Annotated in this window: 15 protein-coding genes; 9 read left to right on the forward strand and 6 right to left on the reverse strand. The window is 60.4% G+C overall.

All coding sequences use genetic code 11. From position 1 onward, the window contains the following. The first annotated feature begins 305 nt into the window (after nucleotides 1–305). Entirely contained in the window at nucleotides 306–791 is a 486-nt protein-coding gene (locus ACFFFR_RS11465; RefSeq protein WP_377460586.1) for a hypothetical protein, read from the forward strand. Here ACFFFR_RS11465 and ACFFFR_RS11470 read toward each other — a convergent pair. Continuing rightward, the gene (locus tag ACFFFR_RS11470; RefSeq protein ID WP_377460588.1) at nucleotides 788–1,687 is read right to left on the reverse strand and encodes an aminodeoxychorismate lyase; all 900 of its coding nucleotides are present in this window, start codon (nucleotides 1,685–1,687) and stop codon (nucleotides 788–790) included. The genes ACFFFR_RS11465 and ACFFFR_RS11470 overlap by 4 nt on opposite strands. Nucleotides 1,688–1,769: 82 nt before the next feature. Between ACFFFR_RS11470 and cls the strand changes: the two genes are divergently transcribed. The 6 genes from cls (at nucleotide 1,770) to ACFFFR_RS11500 (ending at nucleotide 9,743) form a co-directional block, all read left to right on the forward strand. Continuing rightward, nucleotides 1,770–3,263, forward strand: coding sequence for a cardiolipin synthase (gene cls, locus ACFFFR_RS11475; RefSeq protein ID WP_377460590.1), 1,494 nt, complete (start codon nucleotides 1,770–1,772; stop codon nucleotides 3,261–3,263). 51 nt (nucleotides 3,264–3,314) lie between these two features. Then, on the forward strand, nucleotides 3,315–5,438 hold the full coding sequence (locus ACFFFR_RS11480; protein WP_377460591.1) for an MMPL family transporter: 2,124 nt from the start codon (nucleotides 3,315–3,317) through the stop codon (nucleotides 5,436–5,438). Nucleotides 5,439–5,613: 175 nt separating this feature from the next. Further along, complete coding sequence (gene dnaK / locus ACFFFR_RS11485) at nucleotides 5,614–7,470, forward strand: molecular chaperone DnaK (RefSeq protein ID WP_377460593.1); 1,857 nt, start codon at nucleotides 5,614–5,616, stop codon at nucleotides 7,468–7,470. A gap of 129 nt (nucleotides 7,471–7,599) precedes the next feature. Then, on the forward strand, nucleotides 7,600–8,187 hold the full coding sequence (locus ACFFFR_RS11490; protein ID WP_377460594.1) for a nucleotide exchange factor GrpE: 588 nt from the start codon (nucleotides 7,600–7,602) through the stop codon (nucleotides 8,185–8,187). A 54-nt stretch (nucleotides 8,188–8,241) separates the two neighbouring features. Further along, the gene (locus ACFFFR_RS11495) at nucleotides 8,242–9,228 is read left to right on the forward strand and encodes a DnaJ C-terminal domain-containing protein (RefSeq protein ID WP_377460596.1); all 987 of its coding nucleotides are present in this window, start codon (nucleotides 8,242–8,244) and stop codon (nucleotides 9,226–9,228) included. A 32-nt stretch (nucleotides 9,229–9,260) separates the two neighbouring features. Beyond that, nucleotides 9,261–9,743 carry a heat shock protein transcriptional repressor HspR gene (locus tag ACFFFR_RS11500; protein WP_377460598.1) on the forward strand — a complete coding sequence of 161 codons (483 nt, stop codon included), beginning with the start codon at nucleotides 9,261–9,263 and terminating at the stop codon, nucleotides 9,741–9,743. Nucleotides 9,744–9,826: 83 nt separating this feature from the next. Here the strand turns inward: ACFFFR_RS11500 and ACFFFR_RS11505 are convergent, their stop codons facing one another. The 4 genes from ACFFFR_RS11505 to ACFFFR_RS11520 all read right to left on the reverse strand — a co-directional run bounded on the left by ACFFFR_RS11505 (nucleotide 9,827) and on the right by ACFFFR_RS11520 (nucleotide 15,687). Then, nucleotides 9,827–10,462 (reverse strand): DUF5067 domain-containing protein, encoded by a 636-nt coding sequence (locus ACFFFR_RS11505; RefSeq protein ID WP_377460600.1) that lies wholly within the window; start codon nucleotides 10,460–10,462, stop codon nucleotides 9,827–9,829. A gap of 288 nt (nucleotides 10,463–10,750) precedes the next feature. Further along, entirely contained in the window at nucleotides 10,751–12,763 is a 2,013-nt protein-coding gene (locus tag ACFFFR_RS11510; RefSeq protein WP_377460601.1) for a BCCT family transporter, read from the reverse strand. Nucleotides 12,764–12,837: 74 nt separating this feature from the next. Beyond that, a complete protein-coding gene (gene trmB, locus ACFFFR_RS11515) occupies nucleotides 12,838–13,719 on the reverse strand; it encodes a tRNA (guanosine(46)-N7)-methyltransferase TrmB (protein WP_377460603.1) in 882 nt (293 codons plus the stop codon). Nucleotides 13,720–13,725: 6 nt separating this feature from the next. After that, a complete protein-coding gene (locus ACFFFR_RS11520) occupies nucleotides 13,726–15,687 on the reverse strand; it encodes a penicillin-binding transpeptidase domain-containing protein (protein ID WP_377460605.1) in 1,962 nt (653 codons plus the stop codon). A gap of 147 nt (nucleotides 15,688–15,834) precedes the next feature. On the opposite strand from ACFFFR_RS11520, the gene ACFFFR_RS11525 reads away from it, so the two are divergent. Beyond that, nucleotides 15,835–16,248, forward strand: coding sequence for a YccF domain-containing protein (locus ACFFFR_RS11525; protein ID WP_377460607.1), 414 nt, complete (start codon nucleotides 15,835–15,837; stop codon nucleotides 16,246–16,248). Nucleotides 16,249–16,479: 231 nt separating this feature from the next. Here the strand turns inward: ACFFFR_RS11525 and ACFFFR_RS11530 are convergent, their stop codons facing one another. Next, complete coding sequence (locus ACFFFR_RS11530; RefSeq protein ID WP_377460608.1) at nucleotides 16,480–16,962, reverse strand: hypothetical protein; 483 nt, start codon at nucleotides 16,960–16,962, stop codon at nucleotides 16,480–16,482. A gap of 194 nt (nucleotides 16,963–17,156) precedes the next feature. On the opposite strand from ACFFFR_RS11530, the gene ACFFFR_RS11535 reads away from it, so the two are divergent. Next, on the forward strand, nucleotides 17,157–17,366 hold the full coding sequence (locus ACFFFR_RS11535) for a hypothetical protein (RefSeq protein WP_377460610.1): 210 nt from the start codon (nucleotides 17,157–17,159) through the stop codon (nucleotides 17,364–17,366). Nucleotide 17,367: the final 1 nt, after the last annotated feature.

Raw genomic sequence — 17,367 nt, forward strand, 5'->3', positions numbered from 1 at the left:
GCAGAGCGCATCGTGTGGATTGTGGTTGCCTTGGGGCTTCCGGTAATCCGGTGGTCTCGTCAGCGCTTCAAACGGTCTCGAGTTCGGAAGTTTTTTGGTGGCGAAACTGTAACTACTTACTTTCCGCTTCGAACCTTGGACCGACGAACTGCAATCGCGGAAGCCGACTTTGTTGCGGCCCATGAATTATCCGCTTTTTAGCAAAGTTCGGGATCTCCGTAAATTACAAGTTCATCAAACCCAATGGTCGCATCGATCTGAGTGACCCTGCCATCGTCCTCATTTGCGGACCCAAATCATCCTCCGTGGTCAAAGATGTTCTGGATCGCGATGAAGCAGTCCGGTTCCGGGTTGCTAATAATGACTACGTTTTAGACGACCTTGTTGAAAACAAGACATTCAGATCGAGACGAGACTTCGATGGGGTGGAAGCAGATATCGGATACTTGGCACGTCACGCAATAGATCCCGAAACGGATAGGTCTCTCATCTCAATTGCGGGAATTCACGCTGAGGGAAGTGCTATCGTGATCCGTCACATTACCGATTATCGGCGGTTACGTGCCCTGCAAAAATCTGCGCGGGATACGCTTTTTTCTGCGATCATTGGCGGACAATATCAAGCAAACCCGCTTCAGGTAACCTCATCCAAGGTCTTGGCTCAGCACACACGGGATTCAAGCGGCTTCACCCAAGATCACTTCACTGTTGTAGAAGAAAACGCGTGCCAGCCAGAAAGTGCCAATGACTTGGACAAGCAAAAGTCTAGTGATCACGTCAGCGATGACTAGTGCGCACCTGCCAGCAAGAATTCGGTGAGCTTGGCGGTAATTTCTGGGTGCTGTCCCATCGGCTGATTATCCAAGCTCAAGACCGGCGTGATCAGGCGTACGGAGGACACGAGCCACACCGCATCCATCTGCAAGAGCTCTTCGGTGGTCACCGGCCCATACCCTAAGTCCCACCCGGAGTCTTCCGCACCGGCGAAGATGGCGCCCTGTGTGGTGCCTGGCAGCACCCCGGTTTCCAGCCGCGGGGTGATCAGGGTCGGCACCCCGGTCTGCTGATCGATCTTGACCATGAGCACGGTGGAGGTGGGGCCTTCTAGGACCCGTCCTTCGGAGGTGTGGAAGATGACGTCGTCTTTGCCCTGAGCTTTGGCGTAGCGAAGCGCGGACATGTTGACCGCGCAGGACAGCGTCTTGGCGCCCATCAGTAGCCACGGGGCCCGATGGTTGGCAGCCGCGTCGTGACCCTTATCTAGCAGGATCACGTCGACACCGTTTTCGCGTTGCCGGATGGTGGACTCCGGCACTCCGGTGGCCAATACCCAGCAGGTGCTGCCCATACCGGAGACGCCGCGCGTGGCGGTGAGCTTCACGGTCATCTCGGTGAACTCCGGGCGCTGTTTCCTCAAGGTCTCCACGGCGGTCTGGATGGCGGCTTCCCACGCCTGCTCGGGTGGGATCGGCAACGTGCAGATATTGGCTGACGAGGCGAGCCGGTTCAGGTGCAGACCCAGCTTTCTGACCTTGCCATCGACAGCCAGCATGGTTTCGAAAACACCATCGCCACGAGTCAAGCCTTCATCGGTGACCAAGATCTGCGGCTGGGTGGGATCTGCGATGCGTCCGGCAGGGTAGTTCGGGTCAAGGAAAACGAGGGCTGCATCAGTGGGCTGGCTCATGCCATCAGAATACACACGGTGCGCAAACATGGGCATAAGCTAGAGGGAATTATTGTCTACTGTTTGCACTCAAGGAGTCGTGTTGGGCTGGCCCATTACGTTGACTGCGTTTTTGCCGGAGTGGGCAGTCGCTGTGCTCTTCGTGCTGGAACTGGCCGTGCGCGTACTCATGCTGGGTATCATCCCCGGCAACCGTCGCCCCACCACGGCCATGGCTTGGCTGTTGCTTATCTTCTTTGTGCCGTTGCCCGGCATTATTCTGTTCCTGCTTTTCGGGACCTACAAACTCTCTAATCGGCGCCGCGAAGCCCAGCAGATCATCAACGACTACTTGCGGGAGAACACCGAACACCTGAAGCTGCCGGACGAGGCCAGCAATGTGGACAAGCGCTGGTTGACTGCCGTCCACCTCAATCACGATCTGACCGGGTTCCCCATGCTGGATGGGAATGAGCTCGAGTTCATCACCGATTATCGGGCCGTTCTGAAGCGGATCGCCGAGGACATCGATAACGCCAAAGAGTACGTGAACATCGAGTTTTACATTCTGGGCTGGGACGAAGAAGTCGCCAAACCGGTGTATGAGTCCATGGCCGCTGCCGCCGAACGCGGTGTCAAGGTTCGCCTGCTCTTTGATCACTTAGGCACCATGCGCACCTCCGGGTATCGGACGCTGCTGAGGTATCTCAATGGCACCAAAATTCACGTTCGCAAGGCGCTTCCGCTGCAGCCGTTGCGGGGGCTCTGGCGCCGGTTCGATCTGCGGAACCACCGCAAGATCGTGGTCATTGACGGCGATATTGGCTACACCGGCAGCCAGAACCTAATCGAGCCGGGCTATAACCGGGCCAAGTCCCACAAGATGGGTCGGGAATGGGTCGAGATCATGGCCCGCTGCACCGGTCCAATCGTCAGCGGCCTCAACGTTGCTTTCGCCTCCGACTGGCTCATGGAATCTGACGCCAGCCTGGAAGAAGACCTGCGTAAGGTACCGCCGGCAGAAGTACAGCCGCACGGGGGTGGCGGCGTGGCCACCCAGGTGGTGCCCTCCGGGCCCGGTTACGCCACAGAAAACAACCTGCGCCTGTTCAACACCCTGATTTATGCGGCCCAAGAACGGGTCCGCATCGTCACCCCGTACTTCGTGCCGGATGACACACTGTTGTATGCCGTTACCATCGCGGTCCAGCAGGGAGTTGAGGTAGAGCTGTTCGTCTCGGAGCAATCAGATCAGATGATGGTCTCCCATGCCCAACAGTCCTACTATCAGGCCCTGTTAGAGGCGGGTGTGAATATCTACCGGTACCCGGTGCCGGACATCCTACACGCCAAGATCCTGACCGTTGATGGTGAGGTCTCCGTGTTCGGGTCCTCCAACATGGACATGCGGTCCTTCTCCTTGAACCTTGAGATTTCTGTGATGGCGCTGGGTGAAACTATCACGGGGGAACTGGACAAGATCATCGATTCGTACAAGGCTGAAAGTCCAAAGCTTTCCTTGGATGAGTGGGAGAACCGTTCGCCACGGACCAAATGGTTGGACAACGTTTTCCGGCTCACCGCGACCATCCAATAACCACATTTGAATACGCCGCAATCTCCATAGCCCTGCAAGGAAGAAGTTCGTATGAACACTCAACGCCTGCTCCGCATCCTCCTTCCACTTCTTCTGATTGGCGTGTGGCTTGCCGGCGCAGGGTTTGGTGGGCCGACTTTCGGGAAGATCTCTTCGGTCTCCTCCAACGAGCAGGCGACCTTCTTGCCGGCGGACGCCGAATCAACCAGGGCGATTGACTGGCAAGAAAAGTTCAGTGAAGAAGACGTGATCCCGGCCGTCGTGGTGATTACGGACTACGACCAAGAAACCTTGGGCCGGGAAGACCTCGCCGAGTTCGGTGAGCTCTCCGAAACCCTGAAAGACATTGACGGCGTAGTTCAAGCCATTGGCCCCATCCCCAACGATGAACAGGACCCCAAAGCCGTTCAGTTCACGGTCTTGCTAGATACGGCCGACCACGAATCGACCGAGGTCGTTGAAGAGCTGCGGGATGTCCTTTCCAGTGATTTGAATGAGAACTACACGGCAAATGTCACCGGCCCGGCCGGGCTGAGCGCTGATCTGGGCGAGGCGTTCTCCGGTATCGACGGGCTGTTGTTGATCGTCGCTTTGGTGGCCGTCTTCGTCATCCTCATCATCGTCTACCGGTCCGTGCTGCTGCCGATCATCGTGCTGATGAACTCCGTCACCGCGCTGTCGGTCGCGATCTTAGGCGTCTACTTCCTGGCCAAGGAACAGCTCATCCAGCTCAACGGCCAGTCCCAGGGCATCCTGTCCATTCTGGTGATTGGTGCCGCCACCGACTATTCGCTGCTGCTGGTGGCTCGCTACCGCGAAGAATTGATGAGCGAAGAAAACCACATCAGCGCCCTGCTCAAAGCGTGGCGCGCCAGCTTAGGGGCGATTTTGGCCTCCGGCGGAACCGTGATCGCGGCTTTGCTGCTGCTGTTGTTCTCCGAGCTGAACTCCAACCGTTCGCTCGGCCCGATCGCGGCGATCGGGATCGTGGCCGCCATGGCCGCCTCACTGACGTTCCTGCCGGCTTTGTTGGCCGTGGGCCGAAGAGTGATTTTCTGGCCATCCATCCCCAAGTTTGATCGCAGTGCCGAGCACGCCTCGGACGACGAGTACGCCCACCCGCGCTGGCGCAAGATCTCCCAGTGGGTGCAGGCGCATGCCCGTCCGGTCTGGATCATCACCCTGATCGCCTTGCTGGCCGGGGCCGGTTTCGTCTCCGGATTCCGGGCCGAAGGGGTGGCGCAATCCGAAACCATCTTGGGTGCCTCCGACGCGAAAGAGGGCCAAGACAAGCTTGAAGAATTCTTCGGCGCGGACATTGGCTCCCCGGTCAACGTGGTGACCGCCGAGGACAAAGCCGAGCAAGTATTTGATCTCCTCAGCGACAACCACGAGCTGACCGATGTCACGGTCACGACCGAAGAGGGCCAACCGGCACCAGATATCCGGGCGGCCAAGGTCGTCGAGGATAAAGTCTTGCTCTCGGCCAACCTGAAACACCCGGCCGACTCGGATGAGTCCAAGGCCGTGGTGACCCAGCTGCGGGACGAACTGCGCGGAGAAGACCCGGATGTTCTGGTTGGCGGGGAGACCGCGGTGTTCGTGGACACGACCGAAACCGCCCAGCGTGACTTGGTCCTGCTGGTGCCGCTGATCCTGGCAGCCGTCTTCGTCATTCTGATCATCCTGCTGCGCTCCTTCTTGGCGCCGCTGCTATTGATCATCGCCACCACGATCTCCTTCTTCACCGCACTCGGCGTCTCCTCTTTGGTGTTCACCCACATCTTCGGGTTCTCCGGGGCGGACCCCACGGTGCCGCTGTTCGGGTTCGTCTTCCTAGTGGCGCTCGGCGTGGACTACACCATCTTCCTGATGACCCGAACCCGGGAGGAGGCCGGCAAGATCGGCGCGCGACCGGGCTTGTCCAAGGCGCTGACCGTGACCGGCTCGGTGATTACCTCCGCGGGCATCGTGCTGGCCACCACCTTCGCGGCCTTGGGCGTCATTCCGCTGATGTTCATGGCTCAGCTGGCCTTCCTAGTCGCCTTCGGCGTTCTGCTGGATACCCTGATCGTCCGCACGCTGCTGATCCCGGCGGTCGGTTTCGAGCTGGGAGAGCGGATCTGGTGGCCGGCTAAAAAGTTTTTGGCACAAACTTCTGCAACCGGGAAATAAACCACGCCTACCGATAGTTGTACCTATCGAAAGCCAAAGTTGAGCCAGCTTCACTCAAGTTAGTTTGACAGTGCGGAAGATTCTCGTGAAGAATCGTTTCCAGACGTCGCAACTGACCGAAGTTGAGTCAGCTCGGCTTAAGATTGTTAGTCAGCATTTGGAAGGACACACACATATGTCTCGTGCAGTAGGTATTGATCTCGGTACCACCAACTCCGTTGTCTCCGTACTGGAAGGTGGCGAACCCACCGTTATCGCGAACGCCGAAGGCGGTCGCACCACTCCATCCGTGGTTGCTTTCTCCAAGGGCGGCGACGTCCTGGTTGGTGAAGTGGCCAAGCGTCAGGCCGTCAACAACGTTGACCGCACCATCGCTTCCGTCAAGCGTCACATGGGCACCGACTGGTCCATCGACATCGACGACAAGAAGTACACCGCGCAGGAAATCTCTGCCCGTACCCTGATGAAGCTCAAGCACGACGCTGAAGCCTACTTGGGCGAGGACGTCACCGACGCCGTCATCACCGTACCGGCCTACTTCAACGACGCCGAGCGTCAGGCCACCAAGGAAGCCGGCGAGATCGCCGGTATGAACGTGCTGCGCATTGTCAACGAGCCAACCGCAGCCGCGCTGGCCTACGGCCTGGATAAGGGTAAAGAAGATGAGCTCATCTTGGTCTTCGACCTCGGTGGCGGTACCTTCGACGTCTCCCTGCTGGAAGTTGGCAAGGACGAAGACGACTTCTCCACCATTCAGGTCCGCGCAACCGCCGGTGACAACCGCCTCGGTGGTGACGACTGGGATCAGCGCATCGTGGACTGGCTGCTGCAGTCCCTGAAGACCAAGGGCATCGACCTCTCCGGTGACAAGATCGCCCTGCAGCGTTTGAAGGAAGCCGCTGAGCAGGCCAAGAAGGAACTGTCCTCGGCCACCAGCACCAACATCTCCCTGCAGTACCTCTCCGTCACCCCGGAAGGCCCAGTGCACTTGGACGAGCACCTCTCCCGTGCCAAGTTCCAAGAACTGACCCAGGACCTGCTGGACCGGACCAAGAAGCCATTCGAAGACGTTGTGCGTGAAGCCGGTGTCTCCATCTCCGACATCGACCACGTGGTCCTGGTCGGTGGCTCCACCCGCATGCCAGCGGTGACCGAACTGGTCAAGGACATGACCGGCAAGGAACCAAACAAGGGTGTGAACCCGGACGAGGTCGTCGCCATCGGCGCCGCACTGCAGGCCGGTGTGCTCAAGGGCGAACGCAAGGACGTGCTGCTGATCGACGTCACCCCACTGTCCCTGGGTATTGAAACCAAGGGTGGTGTGATGACCAAGCTCATCGAACGCAACACCGCGATCCCGACCAAGCGCTCGGAAACCTTCACCACCGCCGAAGACAACCAGCCTTCGGTCTCCATCCAGGTGTTCCAGGGCGAACGCGAGTTCACCCGGGACAACAAGCCACTGGGTACCTTCGAACTGACCGGCATCGCCCCAGCACCACGCGGGCTGCCACAGATCGAGGTCACCTTCGACATCGACGCCAACGGCATCGTGCACGTCTCCGCTAAGGACAAGGGCACCGGTACCGAGCAGTCGATGACCATCACCGGTGGCTCCTCCCTGTCCAAGGAAGACATTGACCGGATGGTTCGCGAAGCCGAGGAGCACGCCTCTGAGGACAAGGCCCGCCGTGAAGCCCAGGAGACCCGCAACAACGCCGAACAGGCCGCGTACTCCGTGGAGAAGCTCATCAAGGACAACGAGGACAAGCTGCCAGCCGAGGTCAAGGACGAAGTCCAGGCCGACGTTGACGCCCTGAAGAAGGCACTGGAATCCCAGGACAACGACGACGAGGTCAAGGCCGCGTTCGACAAGCTCCAGGAATCCCAGACCAAGCTGGGTGAGGCCCTCTACGCACAGGCTCAGGCTGACGCTTCCGCCGAAGGTGCCGAAGAGGCCCCAACCGCAGGTGCCGACGATGAGGACATCGTTGACGCCGAGGTCGTCGACGAAGACGAAGAGAAGAAGTAACCCCTACTTCCTCTTCTGACACAACCGTTGCCGGTGGGCTGGGATCGTAGGCACACGCCACGGCCCAGCCCACCGGCGCATCAGCTTGAAACACCCAGCCCCCCCCGGCTGCAGACCTGAAGGAGCCCCATGACTGAGCAGAACAACGATCTGCCCGACGAGAACAACAACGAGCAGCCCAACGACCAGCCCAACCCCGAACAGGCCGAGCAGGCCGACCAGGCCGCAACTGACGCGGCCGCCGAGGAAGCGATCGCCGAGGCTGAGGCCATCGTCGCGGACGTGGAAGAACAGAGCCACACGGACCGCGAAGAAGACCTCCTCAATGACCTGCGCCGGCTGCAAGCCGAGTATGTCAACTACCGCAACCGCGTGGAGCGGGACCGGGACGTGGCCAAGAACAACGCCATCGGTTCGGTCTTCTCCTCCCTCATCCCGGTCTTCGATGACATCAGCGCCGCCCGCGAACACGGGGACCTGACCGACGGCCCGTTTGCCGCCATTGTGCGCAAACTCGAGTCCGTCCTCGAAGGCCAGGGCCTGGAAGTCATCGGGGAGGTCGGGGTGGAGTTCGACCCGAACATCCACGAGGCCATGCTGCAGGCACCCAACGAAGAGATCCCGGCAGACCACGTCGCCCAAGTGCTCCGCCTAGGCTACAAACACGGCGACCGGCTGCTGCGCGCAGCCCAAGTCATCGTCTCCACCGGGGCTTAATGACCGAAAAAACACCAGCAAACACCACTAACAACAACACAGAAGGGAGGCACCATGGCCTCACAAGATTGGCTTGAAAAAGACTTTTACCAGGTTCTGGGTGTCTCCAAAGACGCCACCGACGCGGACATCAAGAAGGCGTACCGCAAACTCGCCCGCAAGTACCACCCGGACACCAACGCCGGGGACGCGGCCGCGGAAAAGAAGTTCAAGGACATCACCGAGGCGAACTCGGTGCTCTCCGACCCGGAACAGCGCAAAGAATACGACGCCATCCGGGCCATGGGCTCCGGGGCCCGCTTCACCGCCGGTGGGGCAGGCGCCTCCAACGCCGGCTTCGAGGACCTCTTTGGGGACATGTTCGGTGGCGGTGGCGGCCGCAACTACTCCTACTCCACCCAGGGCGGGCCGGATCTGTCCGACCTGTTCGGCCAATTCGGTGGGGGCGGCGGCTTCGGCGGCAGCCCATTCGGTGGCGGCTACGGCCAACCTACCAAGGGTGCAGACCGCACCGCGGCAACCACCATCTCCTTCGGCGGCTCCATCAAGGGCACCACGGTCAAGTTCCGGGTGCCCCAGTCCGGGGAAACCATCGACGTGCGGATCCCCGCCGGGATCCGGGACGGGCAAAAAGTGCGGGTGGCCGGCAAAGGCGAACCCGGCCAAGCCGGACCCGGTGACCTGCTGGTGACCGTCAACGTGCGCGAACACAAACTGTTCAAACGTGATGGCGACAACATCCGCATCACCGTGCCGGTCAGCTTCGATGAGGCCGCGCTCGGCGCCCAAATCCAGGTACCCACCCTGGACGGGGGCACCGTCACCATGAAGGTCCCGGCCGGATCCAACTCCGGGCGGACCCTGCGCTTGAAAGGCCGGGGTGTCAGCACCAAGAAGCGGACCGGGGATCTGCTGGTCAGCCTTGAAATCAAGGTCCCGCAGAACCTCAACGACGCCGCTAAGGCGGCCGTGGAGGCCTTCAAGGAAGCCACCGAGAACGAGAACCCGCGCGCCTCGCTGATGGCTGACGCGCGACTGTAAAAAAACCAGCTGTGTGAGGAGGTCAGAGACAAATGAACGAGAACTTCATAGGTGAGAACGCGCCGGTCTACCTGATCTCCGTCGCGGCTCAACTGGCGGACATGCACCCGCAGACCCTGCGTCAATACGACCGGCTGGGTCTGGTGGTGCCCCGCCGCCAAGGCGGACGGCACCGCCGCTACTCGGCCCGTGACGTGGCCCGACTGCGTCAAATCCAAACCCTCTCCCAAGACGGAGTGTCCCTGGAAGGGATCCGGCGGATCCTAGAACTGGAAGCCGAAGTCCAAGCCCTGCAAGACAGGGTCTCCGGGCTGCAGAACCGGGTGCGGCAACTGAACATCGCCGCCCGGGCATCGCTGCGGCCCACCGAGGAGGGCACCGACGCGCGGGTCTTCGTGGCCGACGGCACCGGTGGTGTCACCACCTTCGGGGCCGGCCGGGCCAGTATGTTCGTAAGGCCACTGCCGCTACCGGCCGCGCGGACCCGCCGCATTCTGGCGATCGGACGGGACTAGTCCTCAACACAAAAGTGGCCGGGTACCTAAGACAAGGAACCCGGCCACAGTTATTTGTGTTTTAGAGAGTTAGCTCTCTTTACTTACTCCTGAGTGAAGAAGACTTCCTCGTGGACCTGGTCGTAGAAGCTAACTTCCATCTCAAGGTCAGACTTGTCAGCCACTTCGTAGGCGACGTTCCACTTCAGGGACTTGCCTGGGCGGATGGAGGAGGATGGGGAGCGGTAGTTCGAGCCGTAGAAGGTGGAGGCCTCGGAACCGTCGGAGACAACCTTCATGTTGACCCGGCTGGCTTCGATGTTCTCGTCGGAACCGTTGGTCACGGAGACCGAGAACGCTACGACGTCACCGGTGGCCCGCTCTTCTTCGTACTTGTTGGCGAACTCAGCATCGGTTGGCTTGCCGATGGTGATCTCCAAGCCGTCTTCCCAGCGGTAGGTGTCACCGAACTTGGCTTCGTTGGTGGCTGGGCCTTCGCCGCCACCACCTGGGGAGTTCTCACCGCCATCTGGAGCTGGCGAGCTTTCGCCACCACCCGGGGAGTTTTCGCCGCCGCCTGGGGCCGGGGACACAACGCCGCCGCCGCCACCTGGGCTGGTTTCGCCGCCACCGGCTGGTGGTGGAGTGGTTTCACCGCCGGAAGGGCCCGGGGCAGGAATGCAGGCGGTCAGCCCGAAGACAAGGGCCGTTGCCGCAATGGCGAGTTTGGTCTTTTTCATCTGATCTCCCTGAAGGTCGTCAGTGCGAGTGATTAAATTCGAGCCCGCACCCCTGCGGGCGCTGGTCTTGATTTCATAGTATGGCACCCCGACCGTAAAAAAGTCGTGCCCGTCAGAAAAGTTACAGGTTAAGATTCAAAATCGTCGAAAACTGTTTCCGTGCCGCTTCAGGTGCCACAAATCTAGACCCCGCCGCGGGTGTGCCGGCAGTGCCGCAGCGGACCAACACTGGTCCCCAGTTCTTCCATGAACCGTGGTGGTGACGCCCAATATAGTGCGCTATGGCCTTCAGGAACGGGAACCAGTGGTACCGTCATCCGGGTTGGACGAAGCGGACGGTTCATCCGTTGCGGGCTGCTCGGCCGAATCAGCGGCGGCAGTTTCATCACTCTGGGGTACCTCCTGGGGCGTTGGATCTGGGTTGACCCATCCATCAGCATAACTGTTGGTCTCGTAGTCGTATGCTACCGGTTCGCCATCCTCATCATGTCGGACGTACCACCCGGTCAGCTCCTCGGCCGTGGAATCAATGTCCCCGGCAGCAGAGTAACCTTCCCGGGCTCGCTCCACGGAGATCTCAAACTCGTCCCCGTAGTCGGCCAGACCGCGGCGGACCGCGGTGGCCACGGCCCGGCGGGCGTAGCGTTGGCGCAGCGAGTACGGATCGGTCCGCAGCTCCCGGTAGAAGGCGTACATGGTGAACAGCAACACCAGCGCGAACGGCAGCGCCGTAATGATGACCAGGTTCTGTAGGCCGGTCAGCGCGGTCTCGCCACCGGTCAGCAGCATGACCACGGCGATGCCCATCATGGCCAGACCCCAGAAGATCACCCCACCCTTCTTCGGGTTGGTGTCACCGCGCTGGGACAAGGTGCCCATGATGACTGAGGCCGAGTCGGCGCTGGTGACGAAGAAGATCGCCAGACAGATCATGACCACGATGGTGATGATCGGGGCCAGCGGGAACTGATCGATCAGGTTGAAAAGCAGTTCGGCCTGAGTCAGGGACCCGTCGAAGCCTTCGCGGCCCTCCCGCGAGAAGTAGATCGTGGTCCCGCCCATGATGGTGTAGGCAGTGTGCAGCACCAAGGTCGGCACGAACAGGACCACTAGGATGAACTCGCGGATGGTCCGGCCCCGGGAAATACGGGAGATGAAGGTACCCACAAACGGGGTCCAGGAGATCCACCAGGCCCAGTAGAACACGGTCCACAGGGACTGGAACTCTTCGGCCTCCGGACCCCACGAGACGGACTTGGACATCATGGCGAACATCTGGTCGAAGTAGAACATCAGCCCGGAAGGCACCAAGTTCAGCAAGAACAGGGTGGGGCCGAGGGCAAAGATGAAGATCATGAACCCGAAGGTCAGAGTCATGTTGATGTTGGAGAGGTAACGAATACCGCGGGCCACACCGGAGACGGCGGAGACGATGAACGCAGCCGTCAGGATAGCCAAAATACCAATGAGGACAGCGTTGGAGACCTCATCCCAGCCGGCGACAATCTTGACACCCTCACCGATCGACATGGCCGCCAACCCCAGGGAGGCGGCGGTCCCGAAAACGGTGGCGAAGATCGCAGCGATGTCGATGATCTTGCTGACCCAGTTCTTCGACGGGCTCTTACCCAAGATCGTGGTGAAGATCGCCGACAGCAGCGGCACCCGGCCGCGCCGGTACGTGGAGTAGGCGATAGCGCCACCGACCAGGGTGTACATGGCCCAAGCGTGCAGGCCCCAGTGATAGGTCGTCTGCGCGATCGCTTGGTGCAGCGACTCCGGGGTGCCCTGGGCGAAGGTCTCCGGAGGCGGATCCAAGAAGTAGCCCAGCGGCTCGGAGGGACCGAAGAAGAACATGCCGATACCGATACCGGCGGCGAACAGCATCGCGACCCAGGAGAAGCGGGAAAACTCCGGTTTCTCATCGTCGCGGCCTAGCCGGATGTTGCCGTACTTGGAGAACGCGATCGCCAGCAGGTACACCAGACAGACCGCGGCCACCAGGTTGAACAACCAGCCGGCGTTGGTGATCACCCAGCCGAACAGCTGGGAGGAGACGACCGAGACCGAGAACGGCGAGGTCACACCCCACACCACGAACGCGATCAGCGCAAGACCGGTAATCCAGAACACGATCTTGTCCGTACCGTAACGGTAGCGCTGCTCGTCAACGGAGATACCCGGCACCAGCGCCGGGTGCACACCGTCGGGATAGCGGCGGGCCGGGGTGATGCGGTCCAGCGCTCTGCGGGCCGCCCCCAGCGGGTTCGGAGTCTTCTTTTTTGGTGGTGGAGTGTTCATAGTAACTACTAAGCGTAGTTCATACTTTGTGGTAGCTCCCCTTGTTACGGGGCGCTAGCGCCACTCCGTGGCCGTTATGCCTGTTCTGCGAAACGGAAGGTGAGATCAAAAATCTCACGTCCGGCGCGGTGGGCCTTCGACTCGAAGTTGGTCAGCACCCGGCCTTCAAAGCGTGGGGCCCAACCGCCTTCGGTGTCGAGGGCGTCAGCTGCTGGCAGCGGGTCTTCTTTCTCCAACCCTTCAGCTCTGACCTTGGTCAGCGGGGAGTCCTGCCCGGCACGCTCGCCGGCGTGAACGTTCTGGAAACGAGGATCAGCCCCAAAGATGGCGCGCATCTGTTCGGCGTACCCGGACCAGTCGGTGGCTAGCCGGACGATGCCGCCGGGGGCGAGCGCCCGGGCGACCACGTCCAAGAACTCGGCCGTGATCATCCGGCGCTTGTGGTGCTTTTTCTTATGCCACGGATCCGGGAAGTAGATCCACAGTTCGCTGACCGAGCCGGCAGGCAAGGTGTGGGCGAGCACCTCCGGGGCATTGGCCTCGATGGCACGCACGTTCTCTAACTGCTCGGCCTTGACCTGGACCAACAGTCCGGCGATGCCCGGGGTGTAGACCTCTACCGCGAGGAAGTTCTTGTCGCGGTGTCGGGCCGCCGCGGCTGCTAGGTTCTCGCCCTGACCGGTGCCAATCTCAACGATCAACGGATTGGTGTTGCCGTATACCTGGGCCAGATCGAGTTCGACATCAGGTGAGACGGAGGTTGAGGCTTCGTCGCGGTCCAGGTGCAACACGTACTGGTCTTTCAGCTCGTCCCAGACCTTTTGGCGGCGCGGGTTGAGCCGGTTGCCGCGGCGCACAAATGAGACCGGCTTGGTGCGAAACTTTCCGGTGCGTTTGGCCTGTTCGGCGCTAGGGCTGATATGTTGCGTGTCCGGGGTGTCAGGCTGTTGGTTCATCAGGAACTAGTTGTCTCGGTCTTTCTGAATCTCATGGGCGCGGATCAAGAAGTCTTTGGCCAGCGGGCCGCTGGTGATGGCCCCGCCCCAACCAATCTCGACGAAGACGGCCACCGCGAGGTCCCCGTGGATGGCGACCACCCACGTGTGGGCTTCTTCCTCACCTTGGTGGATGAATTCGGCGGTGCCGGTCTTGGCTTGGGCTTTCGGTGCTGGCAGCTCCTGCAGGATCGGCAAGGTGCCGTTCTCCACGGTGCCAGCCATCATGGATTTCAGGGCGGCGCCTTCTTCTTCCGTCAGCGGTTTTGCCGGGGCCTTGCCGTCGGCCAGTTCGGGCTCGAGTACGAACTTCGGTGTCACGGTCGCGCCCTTTGCGATGGAAGCTGTCACCGTCGCCATGCCCAGCACGGAGGTTTCGATGACGCCCTGACCGAAGAGGTTGGCTGCGTGCAGGTTGCCTTCCGAATCGGTCGGTACCGAACCCATGAACAGGCCTTCGACACCCATCTTGGCGTCATTGTTCAACCCCAGAGCGGCGGCGGCTTCACCCAGCTTGGGGCCGGTCACGGTGTCCCACTGGTTTGCAAAGACGGTATTGCAGGACTGGGCGATGGCCGTGGCAAACGGAATCGTGCCCAGATACTGCGCCGGGTAAGCGTCGTAGTTTTTAAACACTTGGCCGGCCGCCAGAGTGGTAGCTGGGCACTCGACTTCGGTCTCCGGGGTGATGCCATTGCGCAGCATGCCCAACGCGGTCACCAGTTTAAATGTTGAGCCAGGGGCGTAGCGGTACTGAGTCGCAACCGGGGCAGCATTTTCTCCCGGCCCGGAAACGGCGGCGAGCACGGCTCCGTCGGAGGGGCGGATCGCTACGATAGCGGAGTTGTGGCCGGTGTTGGCCAGCGTTTCGGTGGCGGCTTTCTGCAGCTCGACATCGATGGAGGAGCGCACGTTCTTGCCGTCGGTTGCCGGCAGCTCCAAGATCTCGTCCTTGCCGGCGTACAGGGTCAACCCGTAGTCGCCGGTCAACGCCTTGTTTTGGGTCTGTTGGATGCCGGATTGGCCAACCAGTACGCCACGCGGCAGCGGCTTCTCCGCTTTTTCGGCTTTCTCTAGGTCTTCGGCGGTCGCTTCCCCAACGGTCCCGAAGATCCCGTTGGCGTAGGCCCGGCTGGGGGCCAAGGGCAGCGTCGATTCTTTGGCGGTCGCCCCGGTGATCCCGGCGGTCATGCTGTCTTGGTACTCGTCGGCGCGCAGCGTGAGTGCTTCCACGAATGAGTTCTCCGGGTAGCCGGCGACTTTCGCCACGTAATCGTCGACCCCGATATTCAGGGCCGCGGCCAGCTGTCGGGCGCTCGCGGCCGCCTGGTCATCGTCAAGGTCGGTCTTGTCTAGGCCGATCACGCGCACGGGCCGATCGGTCACGATGGACTCTTTGTTCGCGCCAAGGATCTTGCCACGCTTTCCGGCGGTGGCCTGATAGCTAATGACTTCGCCCTCATCCAATTCCGGAGCAGCTAAGGATGGGGAGAGCGTGGCCTGCCACTGTTCGGCTTCTTCGTCGTAGACCAATTCGGCGGTGCTGGTGTAGTCCCATTCCTTATCGATCCCGATACCGGAGAAGTCCCAGCTGGTCTTGTAGGTCGCGGTGGCAGTCGGAGCTGCGTCCTTGTTGTCTTCGTCCTGGGGGTGCTGCTCGGCACCAACCAGTTCTACGGTCCGCTCCGCCTTGGTTAGGGCGGCGAATGCCTTCTCTAGGTCCGGGGCTACCGAATCTTCGGTCTGGGGCACAGTGGAGAAGTCCCCACTGTTCAGACTTTCGGCGACCGCACGGGCTGTCTCATTGGGTGAGGGCAGCGACGGTTGGCACGCGGTCAATGATGCGGCCACGAGGGCGGCAATGCTCCCGGCGGTGATCAGCCGGGTGCGCGTGCGGCGGGTGCGGTGAGAAAAAGAAGTCGAGCTCATCAGTATGGCCTTGCCTAAATGACGTCCGAAGCAAAGAGTGCTTCTGTCACATAATAGGCCACCGGGAACACCGGAACTGGACCCTGCCGTGGCTCTGTAACGCAAATCGCCTTTCCAGTACTAGGCTAAGCACGGGATACTAGGAGCATGAAAGCTCTGCTTAACATCATCTGGTTGGTCTTCGGCGGTTTGTGGTTGGCGCTGGGCTACTTTGCCGCCGGAATTATCTGCATGATCTTCATCGTCACCATTCCGTTCGGGATCGCCTCCTTCCGGATGGCTTCTTTCGCGTTGTGGCCGTTCGGCAGGATGATCGTGGACAAGCACTTGAAACCCTCGGGCTGGTCCGTGGTCGGCAACGTCATCTGGGTGTTGGTGGCCGGAATCTGGATCGCGGTCGGCCACGTTCTCACCGCGATCCCGATGTTCATCTCCATCATCGGGATTCCGCTGGGGCTGGCCAACCTGAAAATGATCCCGGTTTCCCTGTTCCCCTTGGGCAAACAGATCGTGCAAACCGACCGAATTGAGGCCTTTTACGAAGGAAAGATCACAAAGTGATGACGTTTCCGCTAAAACCTCAATCCCAGCTGGATAAACGCTGAGTTTTTTAGCACAGTAGAGGAGTGCTCACTTCATGGATGGAGTAGGCTGCGGAAAGGCTACCGGCAAGCGAACGGGTTCGGTAGCCTTTTTCGTTCAAAGCGTCGATAACGCTAACGGGCCCCGGTCCGGCGGTAAAAGCTAAGTTACCGTCCGGCCGGGGCCCGATTTTTTGTTGAGACCTTTTGACTAGCCGCTAATGGTGATCACGCCGACGGTGGCTAACAGTCCGAAGGCGGTACCCCACAGCAGGATCGAGACGATCTGCCAGCCGATGACCTTGTTGCGTTGGCCGGTGACCGAGACCAGCATCGCCGAGGTGATCTGGCTGGGCAACAAGGTCTGGCCCAGGAGGCTGACCCCGGCAATGCCGTACTTGTTAAAGAGTTTCAAAAAGCGTTGCCGTTTCTTGCTGTACTTGTTCGGGTCAACGCCGCGGCGAGCGAGGACCCCTTGCCGGGCCTTATCTGCACTGAACACGAAGACCAGCATGGAGATGATGTTGCCAATCACGGCCGCGGCGACGGCGATCCATAGTGGCAGACCAGCGAAGACACCCAACACTGAACCGAAGTAGGACTCAACAAACGGGATGGCGGCGACCAAGATGATTGCGGCCCACTGCCACAGTGCTGGAACGGTAGCGGTGAATTCTTGTAGTGCCTCAAGCATGATGGCGAAGTCCTTTCGTAACTGTTGGTCTCCCTTGCGGGTTGCTTAGTTACTACGATTCCAAGTTTGCGAGTCGGCCAGTAGTGTCAGAACGCAGCAGTTGATATGGGCAAATACATGCGCCGACCATGACAGATGTCACGGGCTCTAGGATGGTGGGGAAGCAGTCTCGATCCATCAGAGGTTCCAGCTCCTTGAACATCGCTCCCAGCAGTCCCAGCGGCCAATTACCCACAGCTGTGACCACCCCGGCCCAGCATGCGGCCATGACCCAACGCCGGCTCAAAGGCATGTGGCTCTACACGCTGCTCACCCTGTGGCTGTTCCTGCTGCTGTTCGGTTTCTTCACCGCCCTAATCGTCATGGCGAACAACCGTGATGGTGTTGCCACCGGTTGGATCTGAT

It is taken from the genome of Micrococcoides hystricis, from assembly GCF_042434215.1.
GTDB classification, from domain to species: domain Bacteria; phylum Actinomycetota; class Actinomycetes; order Actinomycetales; family Micrococcaceae; genus Micrococcoides; species Micrococcoides hystricis.